This window comes from Coprococcus intestinihominis (assembly GCF_040096555.1).
GTDB lineage: Bacteria > Bacillota > Clostridia > Lachnospirales > Lachnospiraceae > Coprococcus_A > Coprococcus_A intestinihominis.
The window spans coordinates 14,634-31,039 of the sequence record NZ_JBBMEK010000008.1; the positions used below are offsets into that span (position 1 = coordinate 14,634).

Here is a 16,406-nt window from a genome sequence, read left to right on the forward strand (position 1 = left end):
AATTTGCAGACAAATGATGGGTATAGTTGCTTCGAAAACGTTGTACTGACAGGATAGACAGAAGGAAATTTTGATGATGGAAATACAGGAAATTGAAGAGATATTGCAGCAGAAACAGAATCCGCATCGATACAGACATACCATCGGTGTGCGCTATACATCCATTTGTCTGGCTATGCGCTATGGCGAAGATCTGACAAAGGCGTCCTACGCGGGCTTGCTGCATGATTGTGCTAAGCATATGTCTGGTGAGAAGCTGTTAGAGAAGTGCCGCAGCCACCATTTGCCTGTTTCAGATATGGAGGCTAAGAATCCGTTCCTGCTTCACGGGAGAGTCGGGGCATGGCTGGCCGGGCACAGATACGGTGTCGAGGATCCGGAGATCCTCAGCGCCATTGAATGGCATACTACCGGTAAGCCGGATATGACACTTTTGGAGAAAATCGTTTTTACAGCGGATTATATTGAGCCGGGGCGGGATCAGGCACCGAATCTTGCATGGCTTCGTCAACTGGCATTTACAGATATTGATCAGGCAGTCTGCGAAATTCTGAAGCAGACATTGGATTATCTGCGTGATCAGGGCGGGGAGATCGATCCTGCCACAGAAGTTACTTATAGTTATTACTTACAGAAGTGTGCAGAGGATGCAGAATCATGATTCTATATCTGAATCTGTAATGTGCATATAGATAATTAATGGAGGTAAGCATGAATCAGTCTAAAAAAATGACCAAACTTGCAATTGCTGCACTGGAAGACAAGAAAGCCAATGATGTTCGTGTCATTGACATTGCTGGGGTATCTGTTATTGCAGACTATTTTGTGATCGCAAGCGGTTCCAATACCAATCAGGTGCAGGCCATGGCTGACAGCGTCCGTGAGGCCCTTGGAATAGCCGGTTATGGGCCTCGCCAGATAGAAGGCTATGGCGTCGCTAATTGGATCCTGATGGACTACAACGATATTATCGTGCATATCTTTTCTGATGAATCCAGAACATTCTATGATCTGGAAAGAATCTGGAGAGACGGCAAAGAAGTATCTGTGGGTGAATTTGAGACAGAAGAATAGTACTGTTTGAAAGTAAAGAAATAAAACGAATAAGCCGTCAGCTGACATCTGATGATCGAAAAACAGATGTCAGCTGGCGGCTTATTGCTGTTATGCAGGCAGTATCTAAAACAGAAAATAAAATATGAAAAGTCTGCTGCACAAAACGTCCGGACAGATATAAATTACATATCCATACGGACAAGGCCGATAACCTTGCCGAGAATTTCACAATGCTTCACGATAATAGGAGAGAAAGCATCGTTCTGAGGCTGAAGACGGTAGTGGTCTTCTTCCTTATAGAATGTCTTGACAGTTGCAGAATCATCCACCAGAGCAACAACCATATCGCCATTGTCGGCAGAAGACTGCTGCTGAACAATGACATGATCGCCATCTAAAATGCCGGCATTGATCATGCTTTCGCCTCTGACAGCCAGCATAAACAGTTCTGCGTTCGGCATCAGTTCGCTTGGTACAGGGAAATAACCTGTGATATTCTCAACAGCGAGAATCGGTTCGCCTGCAGTAACAGTACCGACGATTGGAATGTTCACCATCTCGCGTCTGGCAATATTGAATTCATCGTCAAGGATCTCGATGGCTCTTGGCTTGGTAGGGTCTCTTCGGATATAACCATTCTTCTCCAGAGTCTCGAGATGAGAGTGAACGGAAGATGTGGACTTCAGATGAACTGCTTCACAGATCTCGCGGACTGAAGGCGGATAGCCCTTCGCTAATAACTGAGATTTTATGTATTCAAGAATTTCCTGCTGCTTGGCAGAGATTTTACCATTTGACATATTCAATACCTCCTGTATGGATAACAAACTATTTTATCACTGATACTATCATAACACGGCAAACGTATATTTGCAAACAAATGTTTGAAATTTAATAGAAATGTAAAGAAATTCTATTGACAAACGAACTATTGTTCTGTATAATACAAATATAACAAACTAATGTTTGGAAAATGTGTTCGGAACGATTGTTTGCATTTGATAAAATGTGGAGGGATGAAGTGATGAGAAGAAGGAAAATGGTTTTAAAGAGACGCATTCGTATGGTGATCGCTGCGTTTATATTAATCCTGATCGGTATTCTGGTGATTCCTATCAGCCACTTTAAGGTGGCAGCCGGTGAGAAGAATATGCGTCAGATTGAGTACAAGACGTATGTTGTTCAGTATGGCGATACATTATGGGGGCTGGCAGACAGCTATATGGGGAAGAATTTTAAGAATCATCAGGACTATATCCATGATGTGATGCGTGCGAATGGTATGAATCAGGCGATGATTTATGAAGGACAGCTGTTGATCATTCCATGTGAAGGGGATGTGGCAGAGAATACACAGATGGCGGCAGCAGGTAAAGATATGAGAAACTGACCGGATTAGAGATGTTAGAGATGCCGATGCAGGCAGCCATTGAGCATATAAGCAGATCAGATCGCGAATGAAGATATAGGATGAATGAGCAGTTATAATTACGAAAGCGGATAAACAGGTGATCGACCCGGAGAAGGTGAATCAGGCAGTTATCCGCTTTTTGTTTTTATACTTTCTGTAGGAAACCGGACGGCTGTGTATGCATCCGGAAGATGATGTATTGAATGCTCATGGTTACGGATTGTGATAGTGCGGATTCGGCATTGACTGCGGCCAGTCGGAGATATTGCCGTTCAGAATCGCGGTGAACATTTTATCGATCGCTCCCGGATTTTCTCGGTTGATCTGATGCATCAGATTTTTGGTATATTCGCGGCGGGTATGGCCATTGGCGGGACATGGACTTTTGGCGACAGGAAGATTTTGTTTTCGGGCAAAGCCGATGATATCCGGTTCGGTCATGTACAGCAGCGGACGGATAACCGTCAGACCGGTCCGTTCAAGTTTTGTAACCGGAGGGAATGCATAGAAGTGGCCCTCGTAGATGAGAGACATCAGCATGGTTTCTACCAGGTCATCGCGATGATGTCCGTAGGCGATTTTATTGCAGCCGAGTTCCAGTGCCTTATTGTTCAGCGCACCCTTGCGCATTTTGGCACATAGCGAACAGGGGTTCTTTTCGTGACGTTGGTCGAAGATAATCGGGCCGATTTCTGTGGATACAATGGTATAAGGAATATTTAATTCATTACATAAACTTTTAACGGCATCCATATTGAAGTTACCGAGACCAAGGTCAACAGTTATAGCTTCAAGTTCAAAATGCTTTGGATAAAAGCGCTGAAGGCCTTTTAAGGCATATAACATAGTTAAACTGTCTTTGCCACCGGATACGCCGATGGCGATTTTGTCACCTTCATCGATCATTTGCCAGGTATCAATGGACCGGCGTGTATAGCTGTATAATTGCTGCAGTTTCATAGTTTTAGATTGTTCCTTTCAATTGAGAGTACATGATGCCATATGGTGAATCATAGCAGCATGTGACAATTCGTATTTAATGTATGTATAATGACAGCATTATTCTGTACATTGCATTTTACCGATTCTTTGATTATACACAGCTAAAACAACCTTGTCAAAGACAAATAGAAGTGACAGATATCATGTCGCAAAATCAATATTTTACGACATGATATTGCCTTTTAAAGGAGTTTAAGGTATAATGACTTTATTCAATCCAAAAAAGACGTTTTGATTGACATAATATTTTTATGGTAAACTGTTTTATATCTATTGCAATTATTTGCATGTTATGAACATTTTCATATTTGTGTACTGCTTCTTTGACTGTATGGCGCAGGCAGAATAATTTTAATGAATTATAGTGAATAAATTTTTGGAGGTTTAACGGATGGCTGAATTATCATATAAGGATCAACAGGATTTAAAGAACATTGAAAAGATTCGTGAACATTTACAGATTTTGCCAAGATTCTGCGGTGAATACTTCAGATCTCTGGAAATTCGTAAAAGCACAAATACCCGTAAGAACTACGCTTATGATCTGGGTGTATTTTTTTATTTTCTTAAGACCAATAATCCCTATTTTAAGGATAAAGACATACATACGCTGCCTATTGAGGTCCTTGATATGATCACGGCTATGGATATTGAGGAATATCTTTCTTATCTTGAATCTTATACAAAGGATGGCAAATTGTATACAAACCGTGAGGAAGGCAAGGCGAGAAAACTTTCATCACTGAAGTCTTTCTATGACTATTATTTCAAGAAGAACCTGATTAGGACCAATCCGCCTCGTCAGGTAGATGTGCCAAAAATCAAGAATAAGAATATTATCCGTCTGGATCCGAATGAAATTGCGCAGCTCCTGGATGAGGCGGAATCCGGTGAGAAATTATCCGGACGCCAGCTGGCGTCCCATGAAAAAACAAAAGTCCGGGATGTTGCAATTCTGACATTGCTTTTGGGAACAGGCATTCGTGTGTCAGAGTGTGTCGGTTTGAATCTTGAGGATGTGGATTTTAATAATGGTGCCATTCGAATCATTCGAAAAGGTGGTAATGAGGCGTTGATTTACTTCGGTGATGAGGTCAGTCAGGCGCTGGAGGCTTATATGAACGGACCGAGAAAGACAGCCGAGCCTGCTGCCGGACACGAAGAAGCGCTCTTTATTTCTTTAAATAAGACACGTATTACAACTCGGTCTGTTGAGCGGCTGGTGAAGAAATATTCAAGACTTGTCACCACAGTCAAAAAAATAACCCCTCATAAGCTTCGAAGCACCTTCGGTACAGCGCTTTATCAGGAAACGGGGGATATTTATCTTGTGGCGGATACCCTTGGACATAAGGATGTCAACACCACCAAGAAACATTATGCAGCCATCGATGAACATAGACGCCGGATGGCTGCTAATGTTGTCAAACTCAGGGAAAGCTGAGTTTGAGACAGGATGTTAAGAATTGCCGCTATCTGACAGATGCGACTTTTTAGTTGCCAGAAACGGGAACATCTCTTCCACTGCGCAGACTTTATCGGCCAGGCAGACAAGCCAGGCCTCTCTGGATGCAGGAATTTGGGTGATATTCAGAGGCCACATATGGCTTCTGATAATCTCCTTTTCCAGATTGTTCAGAGGATAAACTTTCTCAGCATTTCTGATGGCAATGCTGGCATGCCGTGTTCCATGATGCCATGGCCCGAGATGCTCGTCCTTTATGTCATACAGATAATAGTCATGAAACATACAAGCTACAGCCAGCGCTTTTTCATTGACTGTGATATGCCATTTCTCTGCTAATTGATAGCTCATAACAGCGACATGTCTGCAATGCTCATAGGTTGTTGTGAACCGATGTTGTTTGAATTTTTTTAGCTGCTGCAGACAGTCTTTATGCAGCAGTTCATTTAAAATGTCCCAGTACATATAATCACTTCTTTTTACTAATCTACTAACTAATACCGAGAAAAAACGGGATTCATAGGGAAGTTCCGGGGACTGCAGAAGGGGATTGTTATTTCCCTTTGGAGGCTCTGCCTGTGTCACGCCGGATGCATTCTCTATTGAATCGGATTCACTGCCAGGGCCATCCGGCGAAAAAACGGGCGCTGTAGCTTCAGGGGATTGTTTGGTAATATCCGTCTGTGTGTTCTGTTGAGGAAACCGGCCGTTGTTGTCCTGAAGAATCGCCAGAATCCCGTCCGCATCCTGTACAATGCCGTGATAATTCAGGGTCTGCATCACTCTCGTATCCCCATATCTTTTCAAAAAGACGGTCAGATGAAATAACCTGTCCGGGGTTGGCCATTAAAAGTTCAAGCAGCTGAGATTCCTTATTGGTCAGCTGATATCGCATGATGTTTATCTCCTTCATTTCTTTTTCTCAATGATAGGTCATTTGAGCGGGAATGTCAAATTATTTTCTTTTCAGCGGCGGCCATACGGAAATAGATGCAGAAGGTGATGGTATTGATGCTAACGGAATCCTGACGGTTTCCGGCGGTGAAACTTATGTTTCCGGACCTACAGGTGATGGCAACGGTGCCCTTGATTATGAAACCGGTGCAGTCATTACAGGCGGTATTTTAGTTGCAGCAGGTTCTTCAGGCATGGCGGTGAATTTTGGTAATAATTCGATGCAGGGGTCTGTTCTGGTGAACATGGATCGTCAGGAGGCAGGAACAGATATCGTTCTGACAGATACATCAGGAACAGAGTTAATAAACTGGCAGACTTCTAAGAAATACACTTCCGTTGTGATTAGCTGTCCTGGAATTGCTCAGGGTGAAAGTTATACATTGAAAGCCGGAACATCCAAGACAACGGTTACTATGGATAGTTTGATATATGGTACAGGTAATACTATGGGAAGATAAAAATACGCACCCGGGAGTCTAGGCTCTTGGGTGCGTATGGCTGTATATATCCCGGATTCTTCCGGTGTTCATCTTAAGGTAAATCTGTGTCGTAGAAATATCGGAATGACCGAGCATTTCCTGAACGGAACGCAGATCAGCACCATTTTCAAGAAGATGCGCAGCAAAAGAATGACGCAACGTATGCGGTGTGATATCTGATTCAATGCCGGCCTTTGCAGCGTATTGTTTCAAAATCTTCCAAAATCCCTGCCGGCTCATTGGCTGCCCGCTGTAGTTTGGAAAGAGAATCGCGCTGCTGTCATCGGAAATCATGGCGGGACGTGCCTGCTTCAAATACTGACGCAGGGAAATGCGAGCAACACTGCCAATGGGAATGATGCGCTCTCTTCCACGCTCGGAACAGCGAATATAACCGGCCTGTACATTGATGTCATCAATTGTCAGGGAAACGAGCTCACTGACCCGGATGCCTGTTGCATACATCAACTCCAACATAGCCTTGTCACGAAGCTCCTTGTTATTGCGCCCAGCAGGCTGTTCCAGAAGCCTTGTTACTTCGGCAACAGTTAATACCTCCGGGGCCTTTTTCTCGATTTTCGGGGCCTTAAGCCTTGCTGCAGGGTTGCCCTGATGGTTCTCATATCGTTCAAGATAATCAAAAAAAGACTTCAGAGCGGCAATATTTCTTGAAATGGTGGATGTGGCAAACTGTCTCTGTTCCATCATGAGAATATAAGCATTCATGGTCGTCTCATTCACATCGGTCAGATCGACAACAGCCTGAGCGTCAAGAAAAGCCGCGAACTTCTCAAGATCCCGCTTGTAGGATAAAATGGTATTGCGGGAGGATTTCCTGACCGCTTCAAGATAATGTATAAAATTGTCTAATTGTTGTTCCATTGCTTTGCCGCCTCTTTAGTTTCTTAATAATATGAGTATTATTATAGTCAAATGTGAACAAAAAATCAAATTATTTTTTGTTATAAAAGTAATTGAATACCATATTGCAGTAAAACGGGATTAAAAGCCCATTCTACTGCCGTGCCGATTGTCCAGAGCAATAAACCGATAACGAGAAGGCGTTTGTTAATGGACAGCAGATGATCCGTAAAACCGGCAGTCATGCGCCAGGTCGCATAAAGAGCCGGGACATAAAAACAGACCTGAGGCAGGAGTCGGAAAATACACAAGATCAGGCCGGTGATACCGTATTCAAAAGCTGATAAAAGTCCCACAGTACCATAAATAAAACCGATATACCAGAAATACAGATGACAGAAGATTTTTCTTCTGGTTTTGAATGTCAGTGCAATAAGCAAATAAAAAGGAATACACCGGCATAGAAAAAGATAAATAAAAAATCCGCTGTCTGTTGTGAAATCCAGGATAAAGCGGTCATAATCTGACTGGCAGAAAAATGTTGAAGGAGAACTGCCCTGTGTCATCAGCAATAAAACAATTGATAGCAGTATGCCCATGGTCAGATCCAAAAGCCATGGATGAAAAAATAAATACGAACGAATAAAAATCCCCCCTGATTCAGCATAGTATATGCAAAATTCAGAGGGGATATGTGCATTGGCTCAAAATTCATGTAAATGGGACTACATATTTCTGCAGCGGTCACAGACGGCAGAAACTGCCTCAATCAAGCTGCTTCTGAAGCCGGAAGCTTCAAGTGCAGCAACAGCAGCAATGGTCGTTCCGCCCGGGGAGCAGACTTTGTCTTTGAGGACACCTGGATGCTCATCTGTTTCAAGAACCATCTTGGCGGAGCCTAAAACAGCCTGGGCAACAAATGTGTAGGCTTTGTCCCGAGGCATGCCGTATTTTACAACACCATCAGCTAATGCTTCAATCATCATATAGATGAAAGCCGGTGAACTTCCGCTGGCTGCGGTAACCGCATCCATAAGATTCTCAGGAACGGTTTCAGTCTTTCCGAAAGAAGTAAAGAACTGCATTAATTCCTGGCGTTCCGTATCTGAAAAAACATCCTCAGACCAGGAAAGACCTGTCATGCCTTCACCTACCATTGCCGGCGTATTTGGCATGGCACGGATAATACGCGCAGATGCACCGAGTGACTGCTTCAAATCTGCAATTGTATAGCTTGGCGCCAGAGAAATGATGATTCGTGAGTCATCAAGTACTGGCTGTATCTCTTTTAAAACACCGTCATAAAACTGCGGTTTGACAGCAAGAATAATGTATCTGGACTGTTCGGCGCATGCGCGGTTGCTGTCAACCCAAACAGCGCCGGTTTCCAGTGACAAAGCTTTGCCTTTGACAGCATCTTTTCTTGAGAAAGCAAGGGCGCTGGCGGGAAAAACAGACAGACATCCCTTGAGCATTGCTGATCCCATATTACCCATGCCGATAAAACCAAACTGATACATTGTCTTACGCCTTTCTTATTCGTCCCAGTTATGATATACGTTCTGAACGTCGTCGTCTTCATCAAGAAGATCAAGAATACGGTTCATTTTCTTAATATCATCTTCGTTTGTTAAAGTAGCCCATGTCTGAGGAACCATTGTTACCTCGGCCTCAGACATTGGAATGCCTTCTTTCTCAAGGGCATCACGTACAGCGCTGAAATCATCAGGATCTGTAATGATCTCATAAGAATCTTCTTCATCACTGAAATCTTCAGCACCTGCATCAAGGGCGATCATCATCAGATCATCAGCATCCATATCGCATTCTTCCTTGTCAATGATGATCTGGCCTTTCTTGTCAAACATGAAAGATACACAGCCACTTGTACCAATGGAACCGCCGCCCTTTGTGAAAGCACTTCTTACATTGGCAGCTGTACGGTTGCGGTTGTCAGTCAGTGTCTCTACGATAATGGCAACGCCGCTTGGACCATAGCCTTCATATGTATTATTCTCATAGTTAACAGAACCAAGGTCGCCTGCAGCCTTCTTGATACCACGTTCGATTGTATCGTTCGGCATGTTGTTGGCTTTCGCCTTGGCAATAACATCACGCAGTCTGCTGTTATTGTTCGGGTCTGAACCGCCCTCTTTAACAGCTACAGCCAATTCACGGCCGATAATTGTGAAAATCTTACCTTTAGCAGCATCATTCTTCTCTTTTTTATGCTTAATATTCGCAAATTTCGAATGTCCTGACATAATTACACTCCTATCTCGTACTAATAATATCAACCTATTTATTCTATCATTTGTTTCAGCAAGAATCAACCCGTAATTTTGGTAACCTTTACAAGGCTGATGGCGTTATCTTTGACATTCATGACTTTAAATGTATAGCCATCGATATCAATGCTGGCAAATTCATTATTCTGCGGAATATGTTCCAACTTGGAAATCAGAAGGCCGTTCAGTGTTTCAAAATTATCATCAAATGTAATGCCAAGAGTACGGGTGATGTCTTCTAATGGGGTCAGGCCTTTCATCAGATAGGCACCGCCGATAATCTGGATGTTGTCCTCATCGGGATCGTATTCATCGAGGATATTACCGACGATTTCTTCAAGAATATCTTCCATGGCTACAAGTCCGCAGGACTGACCGTATTCATCCACAACAATAGCCATATGCATCTTTTTAGCCTGCATTTCACGGAAAAGCGAATTGATATTCTGGGTATCCGGTACAAATACCGGTTTACGCATAACTTCTTTGATGGAGGCATCCGTTTCACCGCTGACAATCAGACGCATGACATCCTTTAAGTGGAGAATACCGATAATATTGTCTGTATCATTCTCAAAAACCGGATAACGGGAGTAGCGTTCCCGGGCCATGATTTCTGCGGCTTCGCTGAGGGAAAGACTGCAGTCCACGGCACAGATATGACGTCTGTGCGTCATAATATCAGAGACTTCCTTGTCATCGAACTTGAAAATGTTGCTGATCATCTCAGCTTCACTGGCTTCAATTACGCCCTGCTCATGTCCTTCGCTGACCATCATGATGATCTCCTCTTCTGTCACATTCTCCTCAATATCCTTCGGATTAATGCCGGCAAGGCGGACAAGAAGGCCGACAGAGCCATTGATGAGTGCAACAAAAGGTCTGCAGAGCGTACTGATCAGTGTCACGATACGAATGGCGGAATAAGCCCATTTCTCAGCATACTTAAAAGCCAGACGTTTTGGAAAAAGAATGCCGAAAACAGTGACAAAATAAATAATGATCAGACAGACGAGCAGGTGACTGATAACTGCAGCAGGCCAATACATCAACCGTGCCTGGGTCATCATGAGAAATGTCAGGTCCGTAAAGAAAGGCCGTGCAACAAATGCGCCGGCGATAATTGTCACGGCTGCACCGATCAGATCAATGGTACTCATAAAGGCAGCAGGCTGTCCGACAAAACGCAGAATCCTGGCAGCACGGCTGTCGCCTTCCTCTTTCTTCTTGGTCAAAACGGACTCATTGACAGCGGAAACAGCTACTTCTGTTCCGGTAAAAGCTGCATCAATTAACAATAAAATAATAAATATGACGATCCGTATAATGGGGTGTCCATCGTCCATGAAAATAATCTCTCCTTTTTGTAGTGTTTTATAAAAATATATCAGATTTGAAGTTGTTCGTCAAATAAAAAAGCTGTCCCTTTAAGAGACAGCCCCGGAATTATGTATCCAGTTCAAGACTGATGCTTAATGCACGGTCTACTTTTTTGAGAATTTCATTGTCCAGATGACAGACTTTTTGTTTCAGGCGTTTCTTGTCAATGGTACGCACCTGTTCAAGGAGAACAACGGAATTCTTGATAAGCCTGTATTTTTCAGCATCCAGTTCCACATGGGTAGGCAGCTTGGCCTTATTCATCCGTGATGTTATAGCAGCACAGATGACAGTCGGGCTGTGGCGGTTGCCGGTGTCATTCTGAATAATGAGTACTGGCCGTACCCCGCCCTGTTCTGAACCGATCACCGGCCGGAGATCAGCATAATAGATATCGCCTCTTTTAATAATCACGCATATCACACTCCTGATAAACTATAAGGCTATTATTCCCGTTTATCGGAAGTGTATTCATCAGGACTGCGAAAATCTCTGATTATCACCGAAGATAATTCACGATATCGACAACTTCACCGTCACGATAGTAAACACGCGGTACACGGCGATTGATATCGCATACAAATTCGTAATTAAAGGAATTGTTGATGGAGGCAACTTCTTCTACAGGAATGGATTCGCTGCCTTGAGAGCCCACAAGAACGACTTCATCGCCTTGTTTGATATCATAATCAGCATCTGTAACGTCAACCATCAGCTGATCCATACAGATACGGCCGATGATCGGCCAGGACTGACTGCCAATCAAAACGCGGCCTTTATTGGATAATGCTCTTGGATAGCCATCGCCGTATCCAATGGAAACAGTAGCAATTTTGGTTGGACGCTGACAGACATAAGTAGCTCCATATCCGACGGTGGTGCCCGGTTCCACGGTCTTTACATAGATGACATGGCTCTTCAGACGCATCACAGGTTCCAGTTTGATAACTTCTCTGTCAACTTCATCAGAAGGATACAGACCGTAGATAATAATGCCGGCACGGGCCATATTCATGCTCATGCCAGGGTATTTGATAATGGCTGCACTATTTGCACAATGTTTGATCGGAATATGAACGTCGTTTTTCTCAAGACGGTCGATGACGTTGTCAAAACGCTTCAGTTGTTTAAATGTCATATGATCATCTTCGCAGTCTGCACAGGCAAAATGTGTGAAAATACCGTCGATACGGATATTCTTAAGCAGAGAATTGATCATAACAATACCCTGAACAGTGGCCTCGATACTCTCAGCATCGGATTTGAAGCCGATTCTGCTCATTCCTGTATCCAGTTTAATATGCACATCGGCAACTGTGTGCATGGCGTTTGCAACAGCATCAAAATCTTTTGCCATGCTGTATGTAAAAATAGCAGGCATGATATGATGGGTGATCATATCTGCATACTGTTCTTTGGCAACAAAACCGAGAACAAGGATTGGCTGGATAATACCGTTATTTCGCAGTTCAATACCCTCATCAACAGTTGCAACAGCAAAACCGTAAGCGCCCATTGCAGCTAATTCACGGGCAAGGACAATAGAGCCATGGCCGTAGGCGTTTGTTTTGATGACACACATAAGCTTGGTATCACCGAGAACAGCCTGAATTTCCTGGATATTATGTTTCAGTGCGTCTAAATTAATCTCGGCGCAGGCACGATAAGTGTTTTTCATATTTTCCTCCAAATTAATCATTGCTTTTTAGTCTAAAGTGATCTCTTTCAATAATTCGGGGATAGCATTTAAAACATCAGAAGCTGTCATTGAATGAAATCCTTTGTTGAAAGCTGCCGTATCTCCTGCGCATCCATGAAGATAGACACCCAGACGGGCGGCTTCGGATAATGGCATGTGCTGGGCACAAAGCCCGGCAATGATTCCTGTAAGAATATCACCGCTTCCGCCTGTCGCCATGCCATTATTGCCTGATAAATTGATATATATTGTTTCGGAATTATCAATAATCATTGTTCTTGTATCTTTCGCAATACATATTACACCATATTCACGTGTAAATGTTTCACAAACTTGTACCAGATTTTCTTTAAGATATTGGATATTATGGCCAGTTAATCGTGAAAGTTCCTTCATATGAGGCGTAATGACCGTTGGAACCGTGGATTTTGACAGCCACTCCATGTTTTTTGACAGGATATTCAGTCCGTCAGCATCAATGATCAGAGGAATCTTGATATCCGAGGCTGTTACTGTTCTGACAATATTTTCGGAAGCAGCATTTTGACCAAGCCCCGGTCCAAGTATAATGGCCTGATAATTGTTCAGCTGATCGGAAAGCGCTGAAAGGTCAGGGGCTGTATCAGGATAAGTTTTCAAAACAGCTTCAGGCAAAAGTTGCTGAAGAATACAGCGATTACTCTCCGGAGTATAAAGTGTGACAAGCCCTGCCCCCATTCTGTATGCAGCAAGTGCGGAAAAATAAGCAGCGCCCGCCATATTCTTGCTGCCTGCGATAACCAGCACATGGCCGTAAGTTCCTTTGTGAGAGTCTGCATACCGTTTTGGAAGTCGTTTGTAATCTTCTTTGGTATAGGTGATGTATTGCAGACCTATGTATTCTGCAGCTGCCGGATCAAAACCGATATCCCGGCAGATGACTTTGCCGGCACAGGATGCACCGGGATAAAGAACAAGTCCCTTTTTGATATAGCCGAAGGTGACGGTTCTGTCTGCATGGACAGCGGTTCCCATGATCTGACCACTGTCGGTATGGATACCGGAAGGGGTATCTACAGCAATAACTTTGCTGCCGTTTTCGGATGCACTGTTGACGGCGGTGATCCAGTCCTTATAAGTGCCTGTCACAGGACGGTCAAGGCCGATACCAAAGATGGCATCGATGATTATATTATATGCGTCAAGGTCCGTGTCATTGCTGATCGGGACTGACAAATTCTCGGCAATAGACAACTGTTTCTGACAATCCGGTGACATCTTTTCTCTTAGGCCTGCGAAGAAAATCGTGACATCATATCCTCTGCTGTGAAGAATTCGTGCGGCAGCGATGCCGTCACCGCCATTGTTGCCGCTGCCACATACAGCTGCGATCCGGACAGCAGGAAGCTTCAGCTGTGCAGCCACTTGTGCAGTCTCTTCAGCAATGGTCAGGGAAGCCCGTTCCATAAGGACAAGAGATGGAATGCCGGTGTGTTCAATTGTATACGTATCAATGGCTTTGGCCTGTCTGCCTGTGACAAGATATTCCATAGTGCTTATCTCCTTTTAAACAGAAAATTAGCTGAAGAGCCAACCATTGACGCTTCAGCTAAAAATCAGTATCCAGTTCATTAATCATCCATATAGGAATGATAGCTGTATTTCTCTTTGCCGCGGTTGCGGAAGTTATAAGATAATGTCATCAGACTCTCGTCAAGATGGACATTCTTCACACAGACGTCATCTGACACATGCAGATCTGTTGGCGCAAAGTTCCAGATCGCGCGGATACCCCATTCTTCCAGCTGGCTGGCGATCGTACGCGCATTCTTCTTCGGAACGGTCAGCGTTGCAACGTGAATCTCATGGGTCTTGATAAATTCTTCCAGCTCGTCCACCATTTTGATCTCTATACCATGTACAGCGAGACCTTCAAGACGTGGGTTGGCATCAAAAATACCGATAACCTTAAAACCGATACGGTCAAAGTCATAGTTAGCCAATGCCTGACCAAGATTGCCGGCACCGATAATGATCATATTCTGGATTGTGTTCAATCCGAGAATCTTCCCGATTTCTTCGAAGAGATATTCGACGTTATAACCGTAGCCCTGCTGCCCGAATCCACCGAAATTGTTAAGATCCTGGCGGATCTGTGAAGCCGTCACTTTCATTCGGATACTTAATTCCTTTGACGAAATTCTAACAACATTATTCTCCAGTAATTCGCCCAAATATCTGTAATATCGTGGTAATCTACGGATTACTGCTGATGATATACCTCTTTCTGACATTTCAATCACTCCTGTTTTCTATATTTCGTATACGTATCTTCATTCTAACCATTTATACAGATAGAGATATGTACAAAAAATCTGATAATAAATTCACAATAGTCGATGCTATACATGTTTATTATAACGAAATGATATTTTATTGTCAATCAATGTTTTATTATAAACGTATGAATAAATGTAATAAACGTATTCCGTATTGTTTAATTCAAAGCTTGAAACAATTTCCATGAAACGTTATAATGAAAAGTAAAGTTTAAAAACAGGAGGAGTTTCATATGATACTATCTTGCCAGCAGATTAGTCTGGCCTTTGGAACAGAGGTTATTCTTGACAAGATTTCATTCCATATAGAAGAACATGAGAAAACAGCCATTGTCGGCATTAATGGTGCCGGCAAATCCACGTTGCTGAAGATTATTATGGGCGAACTGACACCGGATTCCGGTGAAGTGATTATCAGCAGAGGTAAGACCATTGGTTACCTGGCCCAGCATCAGGATATCCATTCAGAGGCAACAATTTATGAGGAAATGATGAAGGTCCGTGAGAATGTTGTGCGGATTTATGACAAGCTCCGTCAGCTTGAATTGGATATGAAGCATGCAGATGAGGATAAACTGCCAGAGATGTATGCAGCCTATGATCGCCTGAACCATGCCTTTGAGCAGGAAAATGGATATGCCCTTCAGAGTGAAGTGACCGGCGTATTAAAGGGACTGGGTTTTACTGAGGAGGATTTTAATAAGAAGGTATCTTCTCTCTCGGGAGGACAGAAAACGCGAATTTCCCTGGGACGTCTGCTTTTGACGAAACCGGATATTATTCTGCTGGATGAACCGACGAATCATTTGGATATGAAGGCGATTGCCTGGTTGGAGACATTTTTGCAGAATTATAAGGGTGCCGTGATCATTGTTGCCCATGACCGGTATTTTCTGGATCGTATTGTTACCAAGGTTGTTGAGATTGAGAACCATAAGGCGAGAATGTACAGCGGCAACTACTCTGCTTTTGCGGAGAAGAAAGCACAGATCCGGGATGCTGAATTGAAGGCCTGGATGAATCAGCAGCAGGAAATTAAACATCAGGAGGAAGTAATCGCCAAGCTGAAATCCTTTAATCGCGAGAAATCCATTAAACGTGCCGAGAGTCGTGAGAAGATGCTTGAGAAGACCGAACGTCTTGAAAAGCCTCAGGAAGTCAATGCCTATATGCATTTGTCCCTGATACCGGATGTGCAGAGCGGTAATGATGTGCTTCACATTGAAGGCCTGAGCAAAGCCTTTGGGGAGCAGCGTCTTTTCTCTAATATCGATATTGATATTAAACGTTCAGAAAAGGTGGCACTGATCGGGGATAATGGCACCGGCAAGACAACGATCCTGAAGATTATCAATCAGGTTATTCCTGCTGATAAAGGTCTTGTCCATTTGGGCAGTAATGTCCATATTGGTTATTATGATCAGGAACATCAGGTTCTGGATATGAATAAGACGATTTTTGATGAGATTTCCGATACATGGCCGTCTATG

General features: G+C 43.4%; 18 protein-coding genes and 1 pseudogene. 6 read left to right on the forward strand and 13 right to left on the reverse strand.

Going from position 1 to position 16,406, the window contains the following annotated elements; genetic code table 11:
- Nucleotides 1–73 precede the first annotated feature (73 nt).
- Both yqeK and rsfS read left to right on the forward strand, forming a co-directional pair.
- Entirely contained in the window at nt 74–661 is a 588-nt protein-coding gene (yqeK, locus tag WMO25_RS01355) for a bis(5'-nucleosyl)-tetraphosphatase (symmetrical) YqeK (RefSeq protein WP_227081115.1), read from the forward strand.
- A gap of 50 nt (nt 662–711) precedes the next feature.
- Entirely contained in the window at nt 712–1,074 is a 363-nt protein-coding gene (rsfS, locus tag WMO25_RS01360; RefSeq protein ID WP_215689325.1) for a ribosome silencing factor, read from the forward strand.
- A gap of 164 nt (nt 1,075–1,238) precedes the next feature.
- Here rsfS and lexA read toward each other — a convergent pair whose 3' ends face one another.
- Nucleotides 1,239–1,856 (reverse strand): transcriptional repressor LexA, encoded by a 618-nt coding sequence (gene lexA, locus WMO25_RS01365; protein ID WP_349083575.1) that lies wholly within the window; start codon nt 1,854–1,856, stop codon nt 1,239–1,241.
- Between the two features lie 224 nt (nt 1,857–2,080).
- On the opposite strand from lexA, the gene yneA reads away from it, so the two are divergent.
- A complete protein-coding gene (gene yneA, locus WMO25_RS01370) occupies nt 2,081–2,446 on the forward strand; it encodes a cell division suppressor protein YneA (protein WP_349083576.1) in 366 nt (121 codons plus the stop codon).
- A gap of 234 nt (nt 2,447–2,680) precedes the next feature.
- On the opposite strand, the gene WMO25_RS01375 is transcribed toward yneA, so the two are convergent.
- Nucleotides 2,681–3,427, reverse strand: a complete 747-nt coding sequence (locus WMO25_RS01375) for a tRNA lysidine(34) synthetase (RefSeq protein ID WP_349083578.1) — start codon at nt 3,425–3,427, stop codon at nt 2,681–2,683.
- 433 nt (nt 3,428–3,860) lie between these two features.
- On the opposite strand from WMO25_RS01375, the gene WMO25_RS01380 reads away from it, so the two are divergent.
- Nucleotides 3,861–4,913 (forward strand): tyrosine-type recombinase/integrase, encoded by a 1,053-nt coding sequence (locus tag WMO25_RS01380; RefSeq protein ID WP_349083580.1) that lies wholly within the window; start codon nt 3,861–3,863, stop codon nt 4,911–4,913.
- A 15-nt stretch (nt 4,914–4,928) separates the two neighbouring features.
- Here the strand turns inward: WMO25_RS01380 and WMO25_RS01385 are convergent, their stop codons facing one another.
- Nucleotides 4,929–5,714 carry an HD domain-containing protein gene (locus tag WMO25_RS01385; RefSeq protein ID WP_349083611.1) on the reverse strand — a complete coding sequence of 262 codons (786 nt, stop codon included), beginning with the start codon at nt 5,712–5,714 and terminating at the stop codon, nt 4,929–4,931.
- Between the two features lie 46 nt (nt 5,715–5,760).
- Nucleotides 5,761–5,847: pseudogene (locus WMO25_RS01390) on the reverse strand (hypothetical protein); the annotation flags it as partial.
- 34 nt (nt 5,848–5,881) lie between these two features.
- Between WMO25_RS01390 and WMO25_RS01395 the strand changes: the two are divergent.
- Nucleotides 5,882–6,349: a hypothetical protein gene (locus WMO25_RS01395; protein ID WP_349083582.1), complete on the forward strand. Its 468-nt coding sequence runs from the start codon at nt 5,882–5,884 to the stop codon at nt 6,347–6,349.
- 18 nt (nt 6,350–6,367) lie between these two features.
- On the opposite strand, the gene xerD is transcribed toward WMO25_RS01395, so the two are convergent.
- From xerD to WMO25_RS01440, 9 genes are all read right to left on the reverse strand, one after another.
- On the reverse strand, nt 6,368–7,252 hold the full coding sequence (xerD, locus tag WMO25_RS01400; protein ID WP_349083585.1) for a site-specific tyrosine recombinase XerD: 885 nt from the start codon (nt 7,250–7,252) through the stop codon (nt 6,368–6,370).
- A gap of 80 nt (nt 7,253–7,332) precedes the next feature.
- On the reverse strand, nt 7,333–7,797 hold the full coding sequence (locus WMO25_RS01405) for a hypothetical protein (protein ID WP_349083587.1): 465 nt from the start codon (nt 7,795–7,797) through the stop codon (nt 7,333–7,335).
- A 159-nt stretch (nt 7,798–7,956) separates the two neighbouring features.
- Nucleotides 7,957–8,751: a pyrroline-5-carboxylate reductase gene (gene proC / locus WMO25_RS01410; protein WP_349083589.1), complete on the reverse strand. Its 795-nt coding sequence runs from the start codon at nt 8,749–8,751 to the stop codon at nt 7,957–7,959.
- Nucleotides 8,752–8,766: 15 nt separating this feature from the next.
- Nucleotides 8,767–9,495, reverse strand: a complete 729-nt coding sequence (locus tag WMO25_RS01415; protein WP_349083592.1) for a YebC/PmpR family DNA-binding transcriptional regulator — start codon at nt 9,493–9,495, stop codon at nt 8,767–8,769.
- Nucleotides 9,496–9,560: 65 nt separating this feature from the next.
- The gene (locus WMO25_RS01420; protein WP_349083595.1) at nt 9,561–10,865 is read right to left on the reverse strand and encodes a hemolysin family protein; all 1,305 of its coding nucleotides are present in this window, start codon (nt 10,863–10,865) and stop codon (nt 9,561–9,563) included.
- Nucleotides 10,866–10,965: 100 nt separating this feature from the next.
- Nucleotides 10,966–11,313, reverse strand: a complete 348-nt coding sequence (locus WMO25_RS01425; RefSeq protein ID WP_349083598.1) for a type II toxin-antitoxin system PemK/MazF family toxin — start codon at nt 11,311–11,313, stop codon at nt 10,966–10,968.
- Between the two features lie 85 nt (nt 11,314–11,398).
- Nucleotides 11,399–12,577 carry an alanine racemase gene (alr, locus tag WMO25_RS01430; RefSeq protein ID WP_349083600.1) on the reverse strand — a complete coding sequence of 393 codons (1,179 nt, stop codon included), beginning with the start codon at nt 12,575–12,577 and terminating at the stop codon, nt 11,399–11,401.
- A 27-nt stretch (nt 12,578–12,604) separates the two neighbouring features.
- The gene (locus WMO25_RS01435) at nt 12,605–14,128 is read right to left on the reverse strand and encodes an NAD(P)H-hydrate dehydratase (RefSeq protein WP_349083603.1); all 1,524 of its coding nucleotides are present in this window, start codon (nt 14,126–14,128) and stop codon (nt 12,605–12,607) included.
- Nucleotides 14,129–14,208: 80 nt separating this feature from the next.
- Nucleotides 14,209–14,871 carry a redox-sensing transcriptional repressor Rex gene (locus tag WMO25_RS01440; RefSeq protein WP_117526908.1) on the reverse strand — a complete coding sequence of 221 codons (663 nt, stop codon included), beginning with the start codon at nt 14,869–14,871 and terminating at the stop codon, nt 14,209–14,211.
- Between the two features lie 278 nt (nt 14,872–15,149).
- Between WMO25_RS01440 and WMO25_RS01445 the strand changes: the two genes are divergently transcribed.
- Nucleotides 15,150–16,406 (forward strand): ABC-F family ATP-binding cassette domain-containing protein (locus tag WMO25_RS01445; protein ID WP_349083607.1); only part of this gene is annotated, 1,257 nt, incomplete at its 3' end.